The 18,697-nt window shown below is 38.6% G+C and carries 17 protein-coding genes; 3 read left to right on the plus strand and 14 right to left on the minus strand.

The window, feature by feature from the left end; genetic code table 11:
* Window positions 1–13: 13 nt before the first annotated feature.
* Window positions 14–2,251 (minus strand): FdhF/YdeP family oxidoreductase, encoded by a 2,238-nt coding sequence (locus tag J0A69_RS08700; protein ID WP_206586169.1) that lies wholly within the window; start codon window positions 2,249–2,251, stop codon window positions 14–16.
* 252 nt (window positions 2,252–2,503) lie between these two features.
* On the opposite strand from J0A69_RS08700, the gene J0A69_RS08705 reads away from it, so the two are divergent.
* Window positions 2,504–3,040 carry a pyridoxamine 5'-phosphate oxidase family protein gene (locus J0A69_RS08705; RefSeq protein WP_206586170.1) on the plus strand — a complete coding sequence of 179 codons (537 nt, stop codon included), beginning with the start codon at window positions 2,504–2,506 and terminating at the stop codon, window positions 3,038–3,040.
* A 99-nt stretch (window positions 3,041–3,139) separates the two neighbouring features.
* Here the strand turns inward: J0A69_RS08705 and J0A69_RS08710 are convergent, their stop codons facing one another.
* The 6 genes from J0A69_RS08710 to J0A69_RS08735 form a co-directional block, all read right to left on the minus strand.
* Window positions 3,140–3,475, minus strand: coding sequence for a HopJ type III effector protein (locus J0A69_RS08710; protein WP_206586171.1), 336 nt, complete (start codon window positions 3,473–3,475; stop codon window positions 3,140–3,142).
* Window positions 3,476–3,527: 52 nt separating this feature from the next.
* Window positions 3,528–4,334: a metallophosphoesterase family protein gene (locus J0A69_RS08715; protein ID WP_206586172.1), complete on the minus strand. Its 807-nt coding sequence runs from the start codon at window positions 4,332–4,334 to the stop codon at window positions 3,528–3,530.
* Between the two features lie 104 nt (window positions 4,335–4,438).
* A complete protein-coding gene (locus J0A69_RS08720) occupies window positions 4,439–5,764 on the minus strand; it encodes an ADP-ribosylglycohydrolase family protein (RefSeq protein ID WP_206586173.1) in 1,326 nt (441 codons plus the stop codon).
* Window positions 5,765–5,791: 27 nt separating this feature from the next.
* Window positions 5,792–6,748: an NAD(P)-dependent alcohol dehydrogenase gene (locus J0A69_RS08725; protein WP_206586174.1), complete on the minus strand. Its 957-nt coding sequence runs from the start codon at window positions 6,746–6,748 to the stop codon at window positions 5,792–5,794.
* A gap of 131 nt (window positions 6,749–6,879) precedes the next feature.
* The gene (locus J0A69_RS08730) at window positions 6,880–7,701 is read right to left on the minus strand and encodes a class I SAM-dependent methyltransferase (RefSeq protein ID WP_206586175.1); all 822 of its coding nucleotides are present in this window, start codon (window positions 7,699–7,701) and stop codon (window positions 6,880–6,882) included.
* Window positions 7,702–7,709: 8 nt separating this feature from the next.
* Window positions 7,710–8,222, minus strand: coding sequence for an OsmC family protein (locus J0A69_RS08735; RefSeq protein ID WP_206586176.1), 513 nt, complete (start codon window positions 8,220–8,222; stop codon window positions 7,710–7,712).
* A 254-nt stretch (window positions 8,223–8,476) separates the two neighbouring features.
* Between J0A69_RS08735 and J0A69_RS08740 the strand changes: the two genes are divergently transcribed.
* On the plus strand, window positions 8,477–9,031 hold the full coding sequence (locus J0A69_RS08740; RefSeq protein ID WP_206586177.1) for a DUF2911 domain-containing protein: 555 nt from the start codon (window positions 8,477–8,479) through the stop codon (window positions 9,029–9,031).
* Between the two features lie 7 nt (window positions 9,032–9,038).
* On the opposite strand, the gene J0A69_RS08745 is transcribed toward J0A69_RS08740, so the two are convergent.
* Both J0A69_RS08745 and J0A69_RS08750 read right to left on the minus strand, forming a co-directional pair.
* Window positions 9,039–10,334 (minus strand): alpha/beta hydrolase family protein, encoded by a 1,296-nt coding sequence (locus J0A69_RS08745; protein WP_206586178.1) that lies wholly within the window; start codon window positions 10,332–10,334, stop codon window positions 9,039–9,041.
* A gap of 112 nt (window positions 10,335–10,446) precedes the next feature.
* Window positions 10,447–11,250 (minus strand): M90 family metallopeptidase, encoded by an 804-nt coding sequence (locus J0A69_RS08750; RefSeq protein WP_206586179.1) that lies wholly within the window; start codon window positions 11,248–11,250, stop codon window positions 10,447–10,449.
* Between the two features lie 160 nt (window positions 11,251–11,410).
* Here J0A69_RS08750 and J0A69_RS08755 point away from each other — a divergent pair, with 160 nt between their 5' ends.
* Window positions 11,411–12,595 carry a dicarboxylate/amino acid:cation symporter gene (locus J0A69_RS08755; RefSeq protein ID WP_206586180.1) on the plus strand — a complete coding sequence of 395 codons (1,185 nt, stop codon included), beginning with the start codon at window positions 11,411–11,413 and terminating at the stop codon, window positions 12,593–12,595.
* Between the two features lie 6 nt (window positions 12,596–12,601).
* Here J0A69_RS08755 and J0A69_RS08760 read toward each other — a convergent pair whose 3' ends face one another.
* The 5 genes from J0A69_RS08760 to J0A69_RS08780 form a co-directional block, all read right to left on the minus strand.
* Window positions 12,602–13,531, minus strand: a complete 930-nt coding sequence (locus J0A69_RS08760; RefSeq protein ID WP_206586181.1) for a DUF1593 domain-containing protein — start codon at window positions 13,529–13,531, stop codon at window positions 12,602–12,604.
* A 72-nt stretch (window positions 13,532–13,603) separates the two neighbouring features.
* Window positions 13,604–14,296, minus strand: a complete 693-nt coding sequence (locus J0A69_RS08765) for a DUF5995 family protein (protein WP_206586182.1) — start codon at window positions 14,294–14,296, stop codon at window positions 13,604–13,606.
* 77 nt (window positions 14,297–14,373) lie between these two features.
* The gene (locus tag J0A69_RS08770) at window positions 14,374–16,161 is read right to left on the minus strand and encodes an arylsulfatase (protein ID WP_206586183.1); all 1,788 of its coding nucleotides are present in this window, start codon (window positions 16,159–16,161) and stop codon (window positions 14,374–14,376) included.
* Between the two features lie 105 nt (window positions 16,162–16,266).
* Window positions 16,267–16,935 carry a hypothetical protein gene (locus J0A69_RS08775; RefSeq protein ID WP_206586184.1) on the minus strand — a complete coding sequence of 223 codons (669 nt, stop codon included), beginning with the start codon at window positions 16,933–16,935 and terminating at the stop codon, window positions 16,267–16,269.
* A gap of 570 nt (window positions 16,936–17,505) precedes the next feature.
* Window positions 17,506–18,498, minus strand: a complete 993-nt coding sequence (locus J0A69_RS08780; protein ID WP_206586185.1) for a DCC1-like thiol-disulfide oxidoreductase family protein — start codon at window positions 18,496–18,498, stop codon at window positions 17,506–17,508.
* Window positions 18,499–18,697: the final 199 nt, after the last annotated feature.

Consider the following 18,697-nt stretch of genomic DNA (forward strand, 5'->3'; position numbering starts at 1 on the left):
ATGCTGTAGGTTGCTAAGATTGGATGATTTTTACTTTGACTGATTTACTTGCCGGCGTATTGCTTTTTCTGGCTTTGAGTTGCAATGGAACTAGCTCATTGCATTCCGGAAAATAAGTTGCGATACACTTTGAAGGAATGTCATAGGGAACGATGGTCAGTCCTTCCACTTTTCTATTTTTTCCGCCGTATTCATTGTATAAAGTTACAGGTTTTTCGAGGTCAAGATTGAAAAAGGAAATATCATTCTTGTTCATCAACACCACCGTTCTGATCCCATAAATTCCTCTGTAACGATCATCCATTCCATAGATGGTTGTGTTGAATTGATCATGACTTCTGATCGTCATCATCATCAGATCATCCTCCTCTAACTGGTAATCCGGTAGTGAATTTATTGTGAATCGGGCTTTTCCGATGTCATTGGTGAATTTTCCTTCCCTCGGTCCATTTGGCAACTCGAGAATGGAATTACCCTTCAGTTTTTCATTGAATGACTCAAATCCTTTCACAGACTTGGCGATCAAATCCCGGATGTTATCATAATTGTCGATCAATGAATGCCAATCAACGATTTCATTTCCAACAGTTCTAGAAGCAATTTGGGAAATGATATGAGGTTCACTCAATAGATATTCAGATCGGGCGGGCTGATTTCCTTGGGTGCTGTGAACCATCCCCATGGAATTTTCAACTGTCAGTTTTTGGATACCGGATTTTTCCTGAATGATGTCTGTTCGTCCGAGACAAGGTAAAATAAACCCAATCTCCCCGGGATGTAAATGCGATCTATTCAGCTTGGTGGACACATGAATTGTCATCGCACAATTTTCCAAAGCTTTTGTGGTAAAACTGGTATCCGGAGCAGCTGAAAGTAAATTTCCACCCATGGACATAAAGACTTTTCCAGGTTTATCATGCATCAATTCAATCGCTCCTACCACATCTACTCCATGTTTTCTAGGCGGTTCAAATTTAAAAGTGGAGGCCAAAGTGTCTAGAAATTCTTTACTTGGTCTCTCCCAAATACCCATCGTTCTATCTCCCTGAACATTGCTATGACCTCTCACTGGGCAGGTGCCAGCTCCAGGCTTTCCTATACTTCCTTTTAGCAACAACAGGTTGACAATTTCTTGGATGTTGTCCACCGCATTGACATGTTGGGTCAAACCCATGGCCCAGCAAGCGATGATCTTATTCCTTTTGGAAACCAAATCAACAAACTCTTCAATTTGATCAGATTCTAAACCAGTTCTGGAAATCAATGTCCCAGTATCTATTTGCTCCAAGGAATTGCGATAGACTTCAAAGCCATCAGTTTTCCCTTGAATAAAATCTTGATCTATGATTGAGGGATCATTTTTGGAGCGTTCCAGTAATTTTTTGGCAATTGCTTGAACCAATGCCACATCTTCGTTGATCCTGACTTGAAGATATAAATCAGCAAGTGGGGCACCGATTCCCAAAAATCCCGAAACAGTTTGGGGATCTTCAAAACTCAGTAATCCAGCTTCTTTTAGTGGATTGATGACTACGATTTTTGCACCATTGTCTTTTGCCTTTTTTAAGGCAGAAAGCATTCTAGGATGGTTCGTGCCTGGGTTTTGCCCAAAAATCAGAATCAATTCCGATTGATAGAAATCTTCCAGTTTTACAGATCCTTTCCCGATTCCCAAGGTATGACTCAGGGCTACACCACTTGACTCATGACACATGTTGGAGCAGTCGGGCATGTTGTTCGTGCCGAAAATCCTGACGAAAAGTTGATAGAGAAAAGCGGCTTCATTGCTGGTTCTTCCAGAGGTATAAAAAATCCCATCATCCGGTGTGGGAAGACTTTTTAATTTCGATCCGATTGTTTCGAAAACTGTATTCCAATCTACAGGGGAGTAATGAGTTTCACCTTTACGGATCACCATTGGTTGAGTCAATCTTCCCTGATGCCCCAGCCAATAATCACTTTGTTTCCGCATTTCCAAAATGGAATGTTTGGCGAAAAAGGCAGCATCTGCATTCTTGTCTATTGCCTCTTCGGCGATTGCCTTGACTCCGTTTTCGCAGTATTCACCAAGCTTAGATCGATGAGCAGGATCTGGCCAAGCGCATCCAGGGCAATCAACTCCGCCTTTCTGATTCAATGTTCCTAGAATCTTAAAAGTCTTATTGACTTTCATAGCCTGGAAAGCTTTTTCCATAGCATGATAGACTGCTTTTGGTCCTGCTGCTGAACTTGCGGGTTTACCTATTTTCATGGATTTCTTCAATCAATGATTAAAAATACGATAAATAGGCAAAGGAACCTGCTGTAAAGTTTTACCTCAGAATGGGGAATTTTTTCGGAAAGAGGAATTCAAAATATTGCCTTTTTACACAATCCCTAAACTCGGAATACTTAAAAATCGCCCATTTAAGCTTTTAGAGTGGATTTAAGAAAATTTTAAATCAGAGGATGCTCTAAGGCAAGGGCTTTGCACTTTAGAGTATAGTTAATCAAAATGAATGTTATGGAAACTATAAATAAAGAATCAAAAAGTTCAAATGTCGAAAACCTCAATGGAAAAGCTGCTGTAAGCAAAATCCGCGATATGGTGGATTCTTCCAGCCTGTGTTTTTTCCAAACGGAAGTGTCATTTGACGAAAACCAATCTGCAAGACCTATGAGTATCCAAAAATCGGATGATGATGGAACACTTTGGTTTTTGAGTGCTGTAGACAGCGCGAAAAATGCAGAAATCAACAGCAATCCTAGAGCTAGACTCTTTTTCCAGAAGCCTAGTTCCATGGAATTTTTAGAGCTGCAGGGAAAAGCAAAAATCACTCAAGACAAAGAAATGATCTATGAACTTTGGGATTCCCTAGCCAAGAACTGGTTTCCTAAAGGGAAAGATGATCCAAGAATCTCAGTGATCAAATTTACTCCTCAGGCAGGTCATTATTGGGATACCAAGCATGGTGCAGGCCTAGCCGGAGCAAAAATGCTCTTTGGAATGATCACCGGTAAAAAAGTAGATGTAGGGGTAGAAGGTGAGCTGAAGGTATAAAAGAAACTCTGAGACCTGAACATCTCAGCAGTGCGAATGACGCATAAGTTTAATAGGTTTTTGAATTGATAAAGGATCCGGTATTCGCCGGATCTTTTTTTATTTCTCTTTCAAAGCATGTCTTTCGAAAGCAATTCCTTCCCAACCAAACTCAATGAAATTTCGGATATTTTGATGATCTGTTCCCTCAGAATTTTCCAAAACATCCTTTCTGTAATAATCTCCAAATAGATGAAGCGTCTGTTCTTGGCTAAGGGATTCAAGTTTTGCAAAGCTGAAAATCTTGCAGGAACCGTTATTTTGATTTGCCTCATTTACAGTATTTCCATTTGTAAATCGGGTAGGGGTAAATTCAAAATGGGAGTCGATATGGCTAATCACCTCTGCAAACGAAATGTTTTCAGGGGACTGCTTGATTTTTTCTTGTAGGGTCATGAATAATTTTTTGGCAAATATAAGAGGAAAGAAAAGTCAGATAACCCTCTTTTTAGAGTGTATGCCCATTTAAAACCATTCCCGTATCCACAGTTTTCAGGTAAGTGATTGTTTTGCCATCTTCTAGAATTTCTACTACCCGATAAGTATGAAAAGGATTTCCCCAGCTTCCACCAAAATGCCCATCCCAAAGGTATGGTTTGCCTTGGTTGATCATTATGCCATCCACGTCATGGTCATGCCCGTGAAACACGGCTTTTACTTTCGGATAATGGCTGATCGTATCTAAAAAATCATCGCATTTTACAGCGTTTCTTGTCCAGTCATTTTGTGAAATATGAATAAAAACAAAGACATGAGAGAGCTCTTTGAATTTTTCCAGTTCTGACTTTAAATAGCCAACATCCCCACATAAGTATTCCCCAGCTTCATTCGAGCAGTTCAATAGAACGACTCCAGATCCGTCTTTGACTTGAAAAGAATGATTTTCTGGATATCCCCAAATGTTTTCCCATTCTCCTGATGCTAGTCGATCGTGATTTCCACGGGTGACATAGTAAGGAGATTTTAAGGAATCATAATACAACTTAACCTGTGGCATAAATGCAGGATCATCATGAATCAAGTCTCCGTTGAAAATAACAAAATCCACTTGCTCCTCGGAGTTGATAGACTCCATCAGCTTTTTATGGGTTCCCGTAAAATCCGTTTTGGGTTGCCCGAAATGCCCATCGGAAGCAATGATGAATCGTAGTTTCTTAGGCTCTTCCTGAATGGTTTTGCTCAAGCTATCCAGTGGAATCGCCATAACTGCCGAAGAGATCAGACTTAGCTTTTGAAGGAAAGGTCTACGTTTCATAGGAGATTTTGCTTTGAACCATTAAGTTCTAAAAAGTAATCCAAATTGAATTGCTGTTCATCATTTATTAACGGAATGATTATCCAGAAGCAAAGCGAAAAGAATTACCGAATTGGGATAATCCATTCATTTTTTACCGAATCCACTTTTCCATTCATTTCATTTAAAATCACTCTTTCAGTGATTCCAAGGCCGACTTTTGCCATGTTTTCAAAGCTGTCAATTCCATTATTTGGGAAATTGATTCGAGTTCGATGAATATTGTATCGGTTCGAGAATTTTCTTCTGAAAGCGTTTTCAACTCCTTCTTTTCCTAGCATAAAACCGAGCATTCCTCCCCAGGTTGCAGTTGGATTGTCTGAATCCCAACCTGCCAAAGTCCCGATTTTGATGGTTTCTAGTAGGTCTCCTTCTCCATAAAACAAACTGACTAGACTCGCCGCAAAATTGATCCCTGCAGCAAAACATCCATTGCAAGGAAGGTTTTGCGAGGTAAGATCGTATCCATCCAGTTGATTGACTTGATAGCGAAAATAAACGGAATCTCTGGCCTGTTCCCAAGGAATCCCAGATTCATATTTTGCTAGAACATAATCATACATTTTACTGGAATAGGAATCCTCAGGTAGCACTGTTTTTGATTCATCAGCCACAGCAAATACCCTTTCTTTCATTGAGAGATCTGGATTTGATGTAGCTGCTAAAGCATGCATGGCAACATAAAATTCAGAGATCCATTGTGCGTTTTCTCTTGCTGTGGTTTGAATGGGTAAAGCTGCCATTTTCAGTGCGATTTCTGGTCTACCTGGAGCAAAAAGGCCAAAGATCTCTGTGGTCAATTGCGCATCGATCATTTCAAAATGTTCATTCAAAGTCGGATCGCTGGTTTGTGGAGGCACAACGCCATCCTGCATCAGATCAAAGGCTGTTTGGTTGGAAACCCATAAATAATTTTCCTCTTCTTTCTTGATATGATTCAACCAACCTTCCCGGATTTGTTCACCTGTGAGGAATGAAGTTTGATGTTGATTTAATAGAAATTGATATATATACTCAATGTCCGTGTCATCGTCAGAACCCCAGATTTCATCCTCATCTTCAAAGACAAAATCTATGGTTGGAGATAAATCACTGGGAATTCCTTCTGCCCAAATACTGGGTTGATCCGGAGTTCCCCAATCGTTTCTAGTGTAAAAATCTCCAGTCTTTATTTGACCAATATTCCCGACTTTATCCATTTCAGTTACCAATCCAGTCCAGTTGGCGATGCATTGTGCCAGCCAAAAGCCATATAATTTCTCTTGATATTCGGCTTTTGAAATCACAATATCTGTTGTCTCCGACTCGGTTTTTGGCTTTTCTGAGCAGGAAATCAGAAAGAGAAAAAGAGCAAAAAAGCTATAATTCAAAAAAGAGTTGCTGAGTTTCATTGGTGATGGATGATAGATTGGAGATAATTAGATGGTAACGATCACATTTCCTGTTTTTTGGCCGGATAAGACATATTGATAGGCTTTCGAAATTTCATCCAGAGGATATGTGCTGTCAATAACCGGTTTGAATTTCCCTGTTTTCAGTAAATCCAAAATATAAGGCATGGTCTTTTTTTGGCTAAATGGGATAGGGAAGATCACTTTTTTGGATTTACTGCCTTTGGTAGTCAAAGCATAAAAGATGTTTTCTGCATTTGGGCCAAGCTCAGAGGAGATATATATACCCGAATCTTTCAAGATGGGTTTGCAGGCTCCAAAGGTGCTTTTTCCTACCGAATCGAAGATAAAGTCAAACTTTTCGGCTGATTTAGTGAAATCCTCTTTATCGAAATCAATGATTTTATCAGCTCCAAGAGATTTCATCAATTCAAAATTTTTGGAATTTGAGGTAACTGTGATTTCAACCTCAAATAATCTGGCGAATTGAAGAAGAGCTGAGCCAATAGCTCCAGTCGCACCATTGATCAGGATCTTTTGACCTGGGTTAATAGATACATAGTGGATAAAAGAATAAGCATAGTGAGCACCTTCTAGGCTGGCAGCTGCCAAAGTATAATCGATGCCTTCAGGAATCTTCAAAAGCGCATCTTCTTTTATAGTTAGTAATTCAGACTGAGACTGGAGTCCCATATCCAAAAAACCAAAAACGCGATCTCCTTTTTTGAAAGAAGAAACACTTTTTCCAAGCTCTAAAATCTCGCCGGCAAAATCTGTCCCTAAGATTACTTTTCTTGGCTTTGGGAAACCTAACATCATCTTCATGATAAATGGTTTTCCTGTAAGATTAGCGCAGTCAGTCCGATTCACTGTAGTAGCTTTGACTTGGATTAGGACTTCGTCGTCCTTCGGAATAGGGTTTGAGATTTCTTCTACAGAAATGGCCTCAAAGGTGCCATACTTCCGTCTGATTGCAGCTTTCATTAATTAATTGATTTTCAGGTTGAAAAATCTTCTCTTTTTTGAAGTTGAAAAGTCAAAATAATGAAAAAATGTATGATGGAAAGAGCTTGATGACAAGTTTAGACTTTTCAGAAATGGTTTGCTGTTTAATTTTAAGCGGTTTTGATCGCCTTTGCAATCACAAATTCACCAGGGATTTTATAGCCTTCGTTTGATTTATAGGCTTGGATCGATTCGATATATTCTTGTTGCGCTTTCTCTTTTGTTTGCGCATCAAATCTAGAATAGGCCATCGCAACCGGACCACCCAGAAAAGACGCCTGGCATGCATCTTCCTCGTTTTTGTAATGCAGTTCAGTCTTTATTTTTTGAATTGAAATATCTGTAAATCCTGCCTTTTCCAGTGGATATTTTATGATTTCTCCTTCTCCTAGTTGGAAAAACATCGGACAAACATCAGAGCTGACTCGAGCGTCTACAATTGGAAATATCTCTGCCCAACCGCAATTTTTTCTAGAACCCCAAACTGCCAAAACAACTCTTCCATTTGGCTTCAATACCCGATACATTTCTTGTATGGCACGATCTGGATCTGGGAAATACATTAATCCTAATGCACAGGAAACCAAGTCAAAACTTTCATCTTCCAAGCTAAGATTTTCTGCATCCATCCATTGAAAAGTGACATTAGTAAGGCCTTTTTCACAGGCCCTTTCAGTACCTTTTTTCACCATCTCGTCCGAGAGATCAGTAGCAATCATTTTTCCCTTTGGCCCTAATTGGTCCATCATTCTAAATGTGACAAGTCCAGTTCCTGCTGCCATATCCAAAACAGTTTCGCCAGCCTCGATATTAGCCTTTTCCATCAGGGCATCATGAGCTGGTTTTAATTGATCTTGCCATGAATTTTCATAGAAATCTGAGGCTTTATCCCAGCCATATCTTTGAACTCTTCTTTGTAAATCAGGATGCATAGTATTGGTCAGTTAGTTTCGAATTCTACTTTTCTAATACAATGTTGTGCTCTTGAAAACACATCTAGATAAGGACTGTGTTTATCCCCTTGGTCTAGGACCTGTTCTATTTCCTCCTTACTGGCTGGGCTTTTCACTTTGACTAAATATTCAACAACAGTATAGCCAGGAGGAGAATCAGAAGTTTCAAATAACCCTCCGTCGTCATAGCTTGCAGAAATGTGAACTTCAAGGCTATCGATTGGAACATCCATTTTAGAAGCCCACATCATATACCCAATTGCTAAACAGCTACCTAAGGCAGCTCTACCTAACACTCCTGGTGTAGGTCCTGAATCACTTCCGCCAACTTGGCTCGGCATATCGGTATGATAGACATAATCACCTTCTCGGATTTCACAGGATAGACCATTAGTGATTCGGGATACCGATGTTCTGGTTCCCAATCCTAAAGAGGGTTTAAGGCTTAATGCCTTTTGAGTCCTGAGAAATTTCGTTTTGATTTCTTCTTGTTCCTTCATGATGTTCGCAAAAATTTAAAAGCTTAAATGATGTGCACAGAATGGTTGAAAAGTCAATTTGAAATCTGTAAAAAGTGCAATGGTGCTTCCGTAATAAGTTCAATTTACCCAAAAAACTATAATACTTCTAATTTGCTCATTTTTAATTGGATATGTGGATTTTGAAATTCTCTGAATTGTAATTTGGATTACAATTGGATAGGTAGTCTTTTCTGAAAAATTGTTAATTTCAATCTTTTTAAAAAACACAAAAAATGAAAAAACTACTCGCTTCTTTGCTTCTCTTGGCTACCATCTGTTCAGTTTCTCATGCCCAGTCTTTTAGAAAGCCTGATAAAAGTCCAATGGATGTGGCCTATCTTCCTGATAATTTTGCCCACGATCGTAAGCCGGGAGAAGAGGCAATTGCTAAAGCCTATTACAGCAGACCCAATAAGGCGGATAGAGTTGTTTTTGGAGGGATTGTTCCTTTCGGTAAGGTGTGGAGATTGGGTGCCAATGAAGCTGTTGAGTTTAAGGCATTCAAAGATTTGACAATAGGAGGAGAGGCTTTGAAAGCAGGTACTTATTCCATGTTTGCAATTCCCGGTGAAAGTGAATGGACGATTATTCTGAATTCTGATCTTGATTATTGGGGAGCTTTCAAATATGATGAAAGCAAAGATGTCATCCGTTTCACCGTACCCTCTAAATCCAGTCCTGAAATAGTAGAAGCTTTTTCAATCCGCTTTGAAGATCTTGGAAACAATACCGCTGTGATGCGTTTAGGTTGGGATCAAACTATGGTTGAAATACCAGTTTCTTACTGATCCCAAATCATAAAAACTTCTTCATAAACTGTATAAATACAGGGTAGTCAGAAGAGACATTCCCGTGACCACCTTCGTGCATGTAGTATCCCAATTTGTTCTCAAGCAAGGAAGTGTCTCCCGCAGCAGGCATTTCTTTGTTTTGAGGACCATTTTCACCGAAGAGTTGGTAGACTTTACTGGCTTCTTGAGCCGCTAGAAATTCGCCCTTTGGATCTGACCAATAATCGGTATTTCCGGTCTGAAGTAAGATTGGGCGAGGAGCTATCATTGCTATCAAAGAATGCGCATCAAATGGAAAATCATCCAAATGCGTAGAATAAGCATGGTAGTTTGGGGCAAATTGGTAAGCATAGCGGGATGGATCAGACATGTGTTTGATATTTTCGCCATAATCCCTTCTTGCCAAAGCCGCTCCGCCTTCCCCTGAGCAACTTGCAATGATCATTTTAAATCGAGGATCTCTTATTCCTGTCCACAAGACAGTTTTTCCAAGTCGGGAAACGCCCATCAAAGCAACTCTAGCAGCATCTATTTGCTTATCTTTTTCGAAGTAATCCATCGCTCTACTCAAGCCCCAAGACCAGGCGGAGATAGTTCCCCATTCATCGTTTTGAGGCTTCGTTTCGCCAGGCTTAAGAAAATCCTTGCGTATTCCATGCTCAAAACCATCTTTGAAATCCGGATCAATATCCCCGTAGTAAACGGTAGCAAAACCATATCCTGAATCGATAAGCTGCTCCACATTGGTGGCTTGAAATCTTCCTGGCTGATCTGCTTTTACTTTTTGACCTTCTCGATTCCACACTTCTCCAATTTTCACAGCTTGATCATCCACAGATTGATTGTTTGCGGAAAATGAAATCGTAAAGAAAATCGGAACAGGAACTTTTGAATCTTTTGGTAAATAAATCAGTAAGTCCATGGGATGATTCTTGCTGTTTTCGGTCAGATAAACCGTAACCTGTTTCCTGATCGCTTTTCCTTGGAAAGCATCTCCTTCTTTTTCAAAAACCTCGAAAGAAATTGAATTAGGAGGAGGAGGTGTTTTACCATATTGTAAAGCAGCTACTGCCTCCAAAAGCTCAGGTCGACGGGATTTCATCCAGGTTTCAGCATCGGACACTTTTTTTCCATTTTGTAAAGTCAGGAGATCCGGAAGAGTATATGGAGGAATGGCTGATTCATCGTAATTCACCGGAAAACCTGCCACCGTTTTGGCTAGATTTTCTGTTTGGGAAAATGAGCAGAAGCTAAACGCTAAAAATAGACTTGTTGATAAGGTAATCCGGAGAGAAAGCATGAGGTGGTTCTTATGGGTTATTTCTCTAAATAATCATTATTCCTTCTGCAAACTGTCCTGAGCAATGGGAATATTTCCAAATTTTTCTTTGAAGATTGATTGGCGTAATCATCTAGGATTGTGCTTTTTCGGCAAGATTATTCTGAAAAACCTCTGATAAAATCTGATAAAGTTCAGGATGATTTTTCTTCAATAGTTTCGGCCTTTCAAAGAAATACTCACTGGCCACTGCCAAAAATTCCTGCTGATTTGTGGCTCCGTAGACATTTATATCACTTTTGCCAGAAAGCATTTCTGCTGTCATCTTGCTGATCAAATGAAGCCAAGGCAAAACAGTTTGGTTTTTCATGATGACATGTGGGATCCCATCGATTTCTCCATCTTGCTTGTCAAAGAGATGCACGAACTCATGGATGCCTACATTGGATTTGTCAGATTTGTTGTCAAATCCTTGTCGAAGAGCCGGTTTTGAAAATATGACCACATTATTCATGGCTCCACCAGTTCCAACCATCCCTGAAGTGTATCGATGATCGCCGGTGAAATCAAATTTTTCAGTGAATAAATCTGGATACAAAAGAACCTCACAAAGGCTTTTGTATTCCCATTCTGGAAATTTAAAAATCGGAATTACCGTGCTACTTGCTACCAGCAATCGGTCTTCGTCAGTAATCTCGCATTTGACGCCAGTGATCCTGATTCTTTTCAAAAAGTGTAAAACATCAGATTCAAAAAGTGATTTCTCATCCGTGTTAAGATTTGCATAAAACTGAACCTCGTTCTCTAAAAAGTTTCTCCATTTCTCAGGAAATACGGCCGGAACTTTAAAGCCGCTTTTTTTGACTTTTGATCGATAAAAAGCCCAAAAAAGCATTGAGATGAGGAAAAGGGCAAAAAGAAGCGTGAATAGTTTCAAGAAGAATTCAGGGTAAGTGCTTTTGCAAGATAGAAAGAATCAAATCCTCTGGTCTATTACCGTTGAGGTAAATATTGGAATCTGGGACAATTCTAAAAACCTATTCTTCTATCTTAGCGATCTTGAATCAGAAAGCTGAAGAGCTCCAAAAACATAGAAAATGAAGCAATTATTCTCCAATCTTCTTTTTAAAGTATTTATAGCCATCGTTTTGGGAATCCTTTTTGGATTGTTTTTGCCGGAGTGGATCAATCGGATTTTTGCGACCTTCAATGCCTTTTTTGGACAGTTTTTGAATTTTGCCATTCCCCTGATCATCCTGGGATTGATTATGCCAGCAATTTCAGATTTGGGAAAAGGAGCCGGAAAACTTTTGCTGATCACCGCTGCAATAGCTTATGGTTCAACGCTTTTTTCGGGCTTTATGAGCTATTTCACCTCTTCTACGATTTTCCCTTCCCTTCTCGCTTCTCATGTGAATGAAGCGGCAGAAATTACTGATGGAGGAAAAGATTTAGTGCCTTATTTCAGTATTACTATCCCTGCTGTGATCGATGTGATGTCTGCTTTGGTATTGGCTTTTGTGATTGGATTGGGGCTTTCTTATCAGGAAAAATCTACTTTGAAAAAAGTTGTAAAGGATTTTGAAACGATCATTATGCAAGTGATTGAGAATGTGATCATTCCGTGCTTGCCTCTATTCATTCTTGGGATATTTGCTAACATGGCCTACAGCGGCCAAGTGTACTCAATCCTCTCCGTATTCCTTAATATCATCGGGGTCATCTTTGCCATGCATATTTTCTTGCTGATCCTACAATATGTGATCACAGGAGCCATTGTCAAAAAGAACCCATTTAAGTTATTGGCCACCATGATGCCGGCTTATTTTACTGCTTTGGGCACCCAATCTTCTGCAGCCACCATTCCTGTGACTTTGGAACAGGCAGAAAAAAACGGAGTTTCTCCAAAAATTGCAGGATTTGTCATTCCACTTTGTGCAACGATTCACCTGTCAGGTAGTATCATGAAAATCACTGCCTGTGCGATGGCTTTGATGATTTTGGAGGGTGTGCCTTTTGATTTTGGGATGTTTGCTGGATTTATTTTTATGCTGGGTATAGCAATGGTTGCCGCTCCAGGAGTACCGGGTGGAGCGATCATGGCAGCTATCGGAATCCTTCAGTCCATGTTGGGTTTCAGTGAGGAAATGACAGGTTTGATGATTGCACTTTACATTGCCATGGATAGCTTTGGTACTGCCTGCAACGTGACAGGAGATGGTGCTATTGCGCTTGTGGTGGATAAGATTACTGAGAATCAGGAGATGGAAGCAGAAGCTTAATTGCTTTTACTTTAAATAGTCCATTCGTTTTTTCCAGTCCGACAGAAAGTCTTTTCTCCACTTGTTTACCGTTTTGGCTCCTTGTCGATTATTTTCTTCTAAAGAAGGATTGGGATCATCTGTCCAATAACTAAGGCCATGATCGGTCTTCACAAACTGACCACCCCAACTAGGACTTTCTGGATTGCCAGGATCTCCATGTATCATGTATAAAACGGAAGGTGTGTCTCCCATTTTGATGTCTTTCTTCTTTTCAAAAAAAAGATCACCCATAGCACCATGATTTTTGAGATGGGTAGAAACGAAGGTCTCATTTCCAAAATCCTCCTCTTGAAATCCGCCCATATACATGCCTCTAAAAGTGGTGTTGTTTTCTATAAACCAGAGATCCGGATGTTGCTCGAATACATAGTTTCTAGCGCTGGTATCCTGAAGTGTATTCCATGAACCAATCGCATAAACTCTAATCTTTTCCTTTATTTCAGGAGACTGATGTAAAGCTTGAGCCACATCTGTCAAAGATCCCCAAACCAATACATAAAGCGGTCTAGGATCTGGATTTTTTGCCTTTTCAATGATCAGTTTTGCGCCTTCACTAATGTCAGAAGTTGGAGTCTGAGACGCCTGAGAATCAATTGCTCCTTGCACTGTTATGGACCTGAGATAATCCGGAGTGGGATAGTGCGCGGAATGATTGGTTAGGGAAGGATAGTCTTTTTCGTATGCATCGATTACCTCTAGGATGTGTTCTTTTCTACCTTGAAAAGGAGGCGAGGCAACCAATCCTTCTATATCCAAGGTATCTGCATACATGAAGAGGTGAACCATAGATTGATAGTCGTCGGGATCACTTCCGCCGATATCTGTGGAAATAATAATTCGATTTTTAGGTGCTGTCTGCTCACAGGAAATCATTCCAAAAGCAAGAATTGTCATGAATAGAAGGCTTAGGAGACAGCGAGAATTAATTGGCATATAAATTCAAAAGGAAAGTTGAATAATATACAATTAAAAAAAATCAAGGCTAATAAGCTTGTTCCTTTTCAAAACGCTGGCTTCTAGTTTTTTTCGGATTTCTTCTCGTTCTAATTCATCAGAAATCACCAACAAAGAACAGGCTTGATCCCACACTTCTTGCCTCCAATTAGTAATCAATTTTGAGAGTAAATACTCATCCATTCTGCCGAATGCTTGATCAATCCAATCCATAAAGGGATCAGAAGGACTGAGTAATTCATCTTGGACTGTATCAATGGAAGCGGCAATGATTTCATTGACTTTGCAGTGATCCTGGTAACGTGCGAGTTTTTCTGAATCACTGAGTTCTTTCCATTCTAAATGAAGCAGGTCGTAAATCGTAAGTACCAGATCATAATTGATATGCGCATTGACACCCATCAATAAATACTGGACTTCCCGAAGTTCTTTTTCAGCAGTTAACTGGTGGACTTCATACCAGACTTTTGAAGTTGTTCTCCCACAATCATAACAATCCAAGGCCTCAAAGTAATAGTCAGCAAATCGATGAAGCAGGGTATGAATCCAGTCAGGGTCATGAAAAGCTCCTTTGTCCAAAGAATCAAGCATATTACCTGTCATCAGGCGATAACATCTCAGAAAAAACTGGCGAGAATCCTCTTTTTCCTGCCAGCCCCGAATCAGCAAGTCCATTCTGTCCAATACTGGTTCTGTGGGTGTCATATGCGTTTTTTTAGATTTAGAAATGTGAAATTCTATTCAGCGATCTCTTTCAAGTTAAAAATACTTCGGAGAAATTATTACCTATTGATCCTTTCCAGTACCAATAATCGGAAGTCCATTAATTCTGGACCTTTAATTTCAGAGCCATGAAGAGAAATGGTCGATCGACCTTTATCCAGATGAATGATTCCCATTTCCAAGGCTTTAAATTCCTTCTCGTAAGATTCCTGACGGGGAAAACGATCAAATTCTACTCCTATAAAAGGTGGATCATACGCTTCCTCAATTTTCGATTCCAACCTATTGTTTCCCTGTTTTAAATAAAAAGTTGAACCTACTGAAGTGGGCTTAGCGGTATAATAAATGGTTGCTTTAAAATCTCCTGAAGCAAGTACGTCAGTGTTCCAAGTGATGCTATCTGATTCCTGTGTCCAACTAGTGAAAAAGGATGAGTTCGGAAAGCGGTTGGATCTTTGAATAGTCCCATGGGCAATTCCGTCTCGGGCAGGTAGCTGGGTGATTTTTGCAGCCGGAAATCCTACAGGAAAGACTTCTTCTCGATCTCTGTCTAATTCTTTCAAAACCGAGTTTTCCCAGTTTCTTTTTTCGCTTAGTAAAGCAGAATAAATTGAGTCAGCCGGATTTTCCAGAGGCTTTTCCTGACCTGGATCCAGAGTTAAATCATATAATTGATCATTTTGATCCAGTATGAATTGTTGGTTTCTCACACTCACATTTCCATTCCAATGGGAAAACACAAAGCGATTTTCCCAATCTTTACTTTCTCCCAGCAACAAGGGTTTAAGACTTTTCCCGTCAATCGGCTTTTCAGGTATTTTCTGAATTCCTACCAGATCCAGTAAAGTGGGTAAAATGTCAATTGTACTGGCAATTTGATCGATTGTTTGGGAGAGGATTTTGTCTTTCCAATTGACAATAAAAGGAGAGCGAACGCCACCTTCATCAGTGCTGCCTTTGATTCCTTTGAGACCTTCATTCCAGCGCCAGCCGTTTGGGCCATTGTCAGACATGTAGATGATGATAGTGTTTTCAAGCATTTTCAGGCTATCCAATTCACTGACAATTCTACCCACATTCCAATCTATGTTTTCAGAAAGTGCCAAAGCAGCTCTGGTTTTATCCTGATTTTCCTTGTCCCCATTCCGATGAGTGGAGTCTATCGCTATGTCTTTGTATTTATCCCACCAATAGTCGGGAACCTGCATGGGACTGTGCGGAGTGTTGTAAGCGAGTAATATAAAAAACGGATCAGTTTGATGCTCTTGAATGTATTGAAGAGAATGATCTGTCAAATCATCAATTATGAAACCCTTGCCTTTGACCACTTCCCCGTTATGCTCTAGCATAGGGCTCATGTAATTCCCCCAATGACCGGAAGCAAAGCCATAGAATTCATCAAAACCTCTATTGTTTGGATGGTAGGGTGGCTGTGAGCCGTTGTGCCATTTGCCGAAAACAGCGGTGGCGTAGCCATTTTCCTGGAGGATTTCTGCAAGGGTAGTCTCGTCTAGATCGAGTCTCTCTCCCCCGGCGGAGGTATCATAGATTCCACCACGGGGATGGAATCTACCCGTTAGGATTTCGGCTCGGGTAGGGGAGCAGACAGGACTTACATAGAATCTGCTAAACTGAGCCCCTTCTTTTGCCAGCAAATCAATGTTTGGAGTTTGGATATAAGGGTTTCCATTGATAGCCAAATCCCCCCAACCTTGATCATCGGCAAGAACCAGAATGATATTGGGATTTGTGAGGATTACAGGTTTTTCGCTACAACCCAAGAAAAAGAGCAGGAGAAACAGTAAGATGTAAGTAGGTAAAATATTAGGGTTCCTGTGTAAGTGCATATCCGGATTTTTGGGCTATGCTAAAGATAAGGTTTTGCCGTAAAAAGTCTTGGGGTAAGGGGAGGGAAGAGATCTTTTTTAAAAGTCATTGGGATTGGATTTTCCTTAATAATTATCCAATACCAATTTATCAAAATCATCTATCTCCGAAAGCTTTATCAGAGCTTCAACTTTAATATCAGTCCATTTCTCATCAAAGACTTCCTTTATATCCCCTCCATTCTTTGATTGATAGGTGTTTTTGCGAACAAGCTTTTTCTTGCTTAAAAAATTTAGACTTATTTGTTGAATGATAGAAGGCCCTCCCATGTCAGTTTGGTCATAACCAATCAATTCAAAATTTGAATTTTGAAATCTGAAAGTGTAGTCCCAATAGCCGTATCGCCCGTGACCATAATGCACATATAACTTTTCGTTTTTGATCTGAATTACCAAATCAGGCGGGATATAACCTCTACCATCTTCATTTTCGGACGAAAAGCAATTATAATTTTTATCGGCAAGCTGATAACCATTCTCATTTTTAAATAACACAATAATTCCACGTCTATTTCTGTCGACTTTTTTGTCATACTGATTGATTACGACATTATTTTTATCGGTTTTTTTTATTATTAGTACGCAGTCATCTTGTCCATCTTTATTTAAGTCTCCAAAATGCTTTTCAGTTGCTAGGTATCCTTCTGGGATAAATTCAGATACTTCAATTTCTTGTGCGTAAGAGCCAAAAGTTGTTAATTGAAGTAAGACTAATAATTTTAAAAATTTATTCATTAAGTTTTACTGTTTCCAGTTGGTATAAATTACCCTAAACGGTTAGTGAAGGATTAGTTTAAAGTAAAGCATAAAATTGTATAAGTATATTCCGAGTTTAGAATTAAGTAGAAATTCTGAAGTAAACGATAACCACGAGAGTTTTTTCTCCAATTTCATAGGTCAGATAATTTCTGAATTTATTTTCAGTCAGAGTTTTTGTCTAATTTTCTTTATTAAGTTATTGTTTGGTTATACTGTTGGCAGTAGAGATGTCTATTATTCGATTATCGCAGAATTCAATTGTTTTTGATTTAGAAATATTCTGATACTTTACAATTAGAATAGTGGTGTCGCATCCAATATGATTAAGCTTTTCAAAGAAAATCCTCATCGGATGATGAACGGTTGAAACGTAATTTTCATTTCCTTTTTTTATAAGAATTTCAGTTGAGTACATAGAAGGAAATATTTGATATGGGATCCATTCTAGATAGGTCATATTGAATAAAAATCGATCAACGTAAATTTTCTCTGGATTTATTATAGCTATTGTTAAATAAATAACCATAAGTAATTGAATAATATTTTTTAAGAAATTTTGCATGATCTGTTATTTGCAACTTTTAAATAAATACTTTGTCCTATTTTAGTTACTATTTTCAATTTCATTATTGGATATAGCAATGATAATATTGGAATTCTGGAAAAAATCTCACAGTAAGTATCGTATCCATAATAATTTCCCTTATTACTTTTTGAAGCAATAAAAATATAAGCCTTGTTTATATTTACCTCTTCATCAGCTTCTTGTAGATAAGATAGTTTTAAATAGCTAGAATTAAGAGTGTTAAAAATCCTATAGACTTTCATGCAAATACCACAGTTTTGGTCAAAATAAACAGTTAGTACGTCTTTCTTGTGAAATTTTAATATAACTAAGGTCAAAATAAGCCCAAATATTGGTCCTGTTGCGTCAAATATTCCAAATGAAATTGATAAAATCATGCCAAAAATAGATATAGTAGGTATTAAAATACCAAGTCCAAAGGGTAGTAGAAATGAAATTGCAACTGCAAACTCACCAATTAAAAATAAATATGGGATGTTTGCAAATTCATTTATATGTTTTAAAAACTGTGAAGGATGCTCACTGTTTATCCATCCGGGAGTCAATTTGCCAATAAAGGCTCCGGCAAAAATAAAACTAACTATAACTCGTCCGAAAAATATTTGAGGTTTCTTTGGGTTTAGTTCATTAATAAACATCCAAATTAAAATATAAAAAGATACAACATAGTTTTGAATACCAAAAGATTCAGGATGTATAATTTGTATTAATGAAAATAAAATACCTATTAAATAGAATTTTTTATTTTGGATAAAAATACTTGCGACCACAATTAAATCTAAATAAAATGGGTTTATGTGGTATATTATTTCAGGAAAAAAATCATTCTCAATATGGTTGTAGTCAAAATAAATCCCCTTAATTTTCGTATATAATATATACTTTCCCCATAAGAAAAAAAATGCTATTACTGTGTAATGATTATCTGTTAATTTTCTAATTATTGATTTCATTTTTTATATCGCTTAATTTCTTGAGGATTTCTTCACACATATCTTTTGATTTTTTGAATGAGTACAAATTGCCTAATCCATTATTATTGAGTATTAAAATTTGTTTGCTTCTCAAACCTTTAAGGTTTTTCTCAATATGTGTGGAGTTTTATTTGATGGTAAGCGTATTTAGTTTTTTCTTTAGTTTAAAATCAAATGT

The sequence above is a fragment of the Algoriphagus pacificus genome, from assembly GCF_017254845.1.
GTDB classification, from domain to species: domain Bacteria; phylum Bacteroidota; class Bacteroidia; order Cytophagales; family Cyclobacteriaceae; genus Algoriphagus; species Algoriphagus pacificus.

Coding starts and splice junctions, on each gene's coding strand:
- J0A69_RS08745 (WP_206586178.1), bottom strand. CDS start 10,334: ATGCTTTCTCTCCGGATTACCTTATCAACAAGTCTATTTTTAGCGTTT.
- J0A69_RS08725 (WP_206586174.1), bottom strand. CDS start 6,748: ATGAAAGCTGCAATCAGACGGAAGTATGGCACCTTTGAGGCCATTTCT.
- J0A69_RS08760 (WP_206586181.1), bottom strand. CDS start 13,531: ATGACAATTCTTGCTTTTGGAATGATTTCCTGTGAGCAGACAGCACCT.
- J0A69_RS08735 (WP_206586176.1), bottom strand. CDS start 8,222: ATGAAGGAACAAGAAGAAATCAAAACGAAATTTCTCAGGACTCAAAAG.
- J0A69_RS08755 (WP_206586180.1), top strand. CDS start 11,411: ATGAAGCAATTATTCTCCAATCTTCTTTTTAAAGTATTTATAGCCATC.
- J0A69_RS08780 (WP_206586185.1), bottom strand. CDS start 18,498: ATGAAATCAATAATTAGAAAATTAACAGATAATCATTACACAGTAATA.
- J0A69_RS08720 (WP_206586173.1), bottom strand. CDS start 5,764: ATGAAACTCAGCAACTCTTTTTTGAATTATAGCTTTTTTGCTCTTTTT.
- J0A69_RS08740 (WP_206586177.1), top strand. CDS start 8,477: ATGAAAAAACTACTCGCTTCTTTGCTTCTCTTGGCTACCATCTGTTCA.
- J0A69_RS08765 (WP_206586182.1), bottom strand. CDS start 14,296: ATGACACCCACAGAACCAGTATTGGACAGAATGGACTTGCTGATTCGG.
- J0A69_RS08710 (WP_206586171.1), bottom strand. CDS start 3,475: ATGACCCTACAAGAAAAAATCAAGCAGTCCCCTGAAAACATTTCGTTT.
- J0A69_RS08715 (WP_206586172.1), bottom strand. CDS start 4,334: ATGAAACGTAGACCTTTCCTTCAAAAGCTAAGTCTGATCTCTTCGGCA.
- J0A69_RS08775 (WP_206586184.1), bottom strand. CDS start 16,935: ATGAATAAATTTTTAAAATTATTAGTCTTACTTCAATTAACAACTTTT.
- J0A69_RS08730 (WP_206586175.1), bottom strand. CDS start 7,701: ATGCATCCTGATTTACAAAGAAGAGTTCAAAGATATGGCTGGGATAAA.
- J0A69_RS08770 (WP_206586183.1), bottom strand. CDS start 16,161: ATGCACTTACACAGGAACCCTAATATTTTACCTACTTACATCTTACTG.
- J0A69_RS08700 (WP_206586169.1), bottom strand. CDS start 2,251: ATGAAAATAGGTAAACCCGCAAGTTCAGCAGCAGGACCAAAAGCAGTC.
- J0A69_RS08705 (WP_206586170.1), top strand. CDS start 2,504: ATGGAAACTATAAATAAAGAATCAAAAAGTTCAAATGTCGAAAACCTC.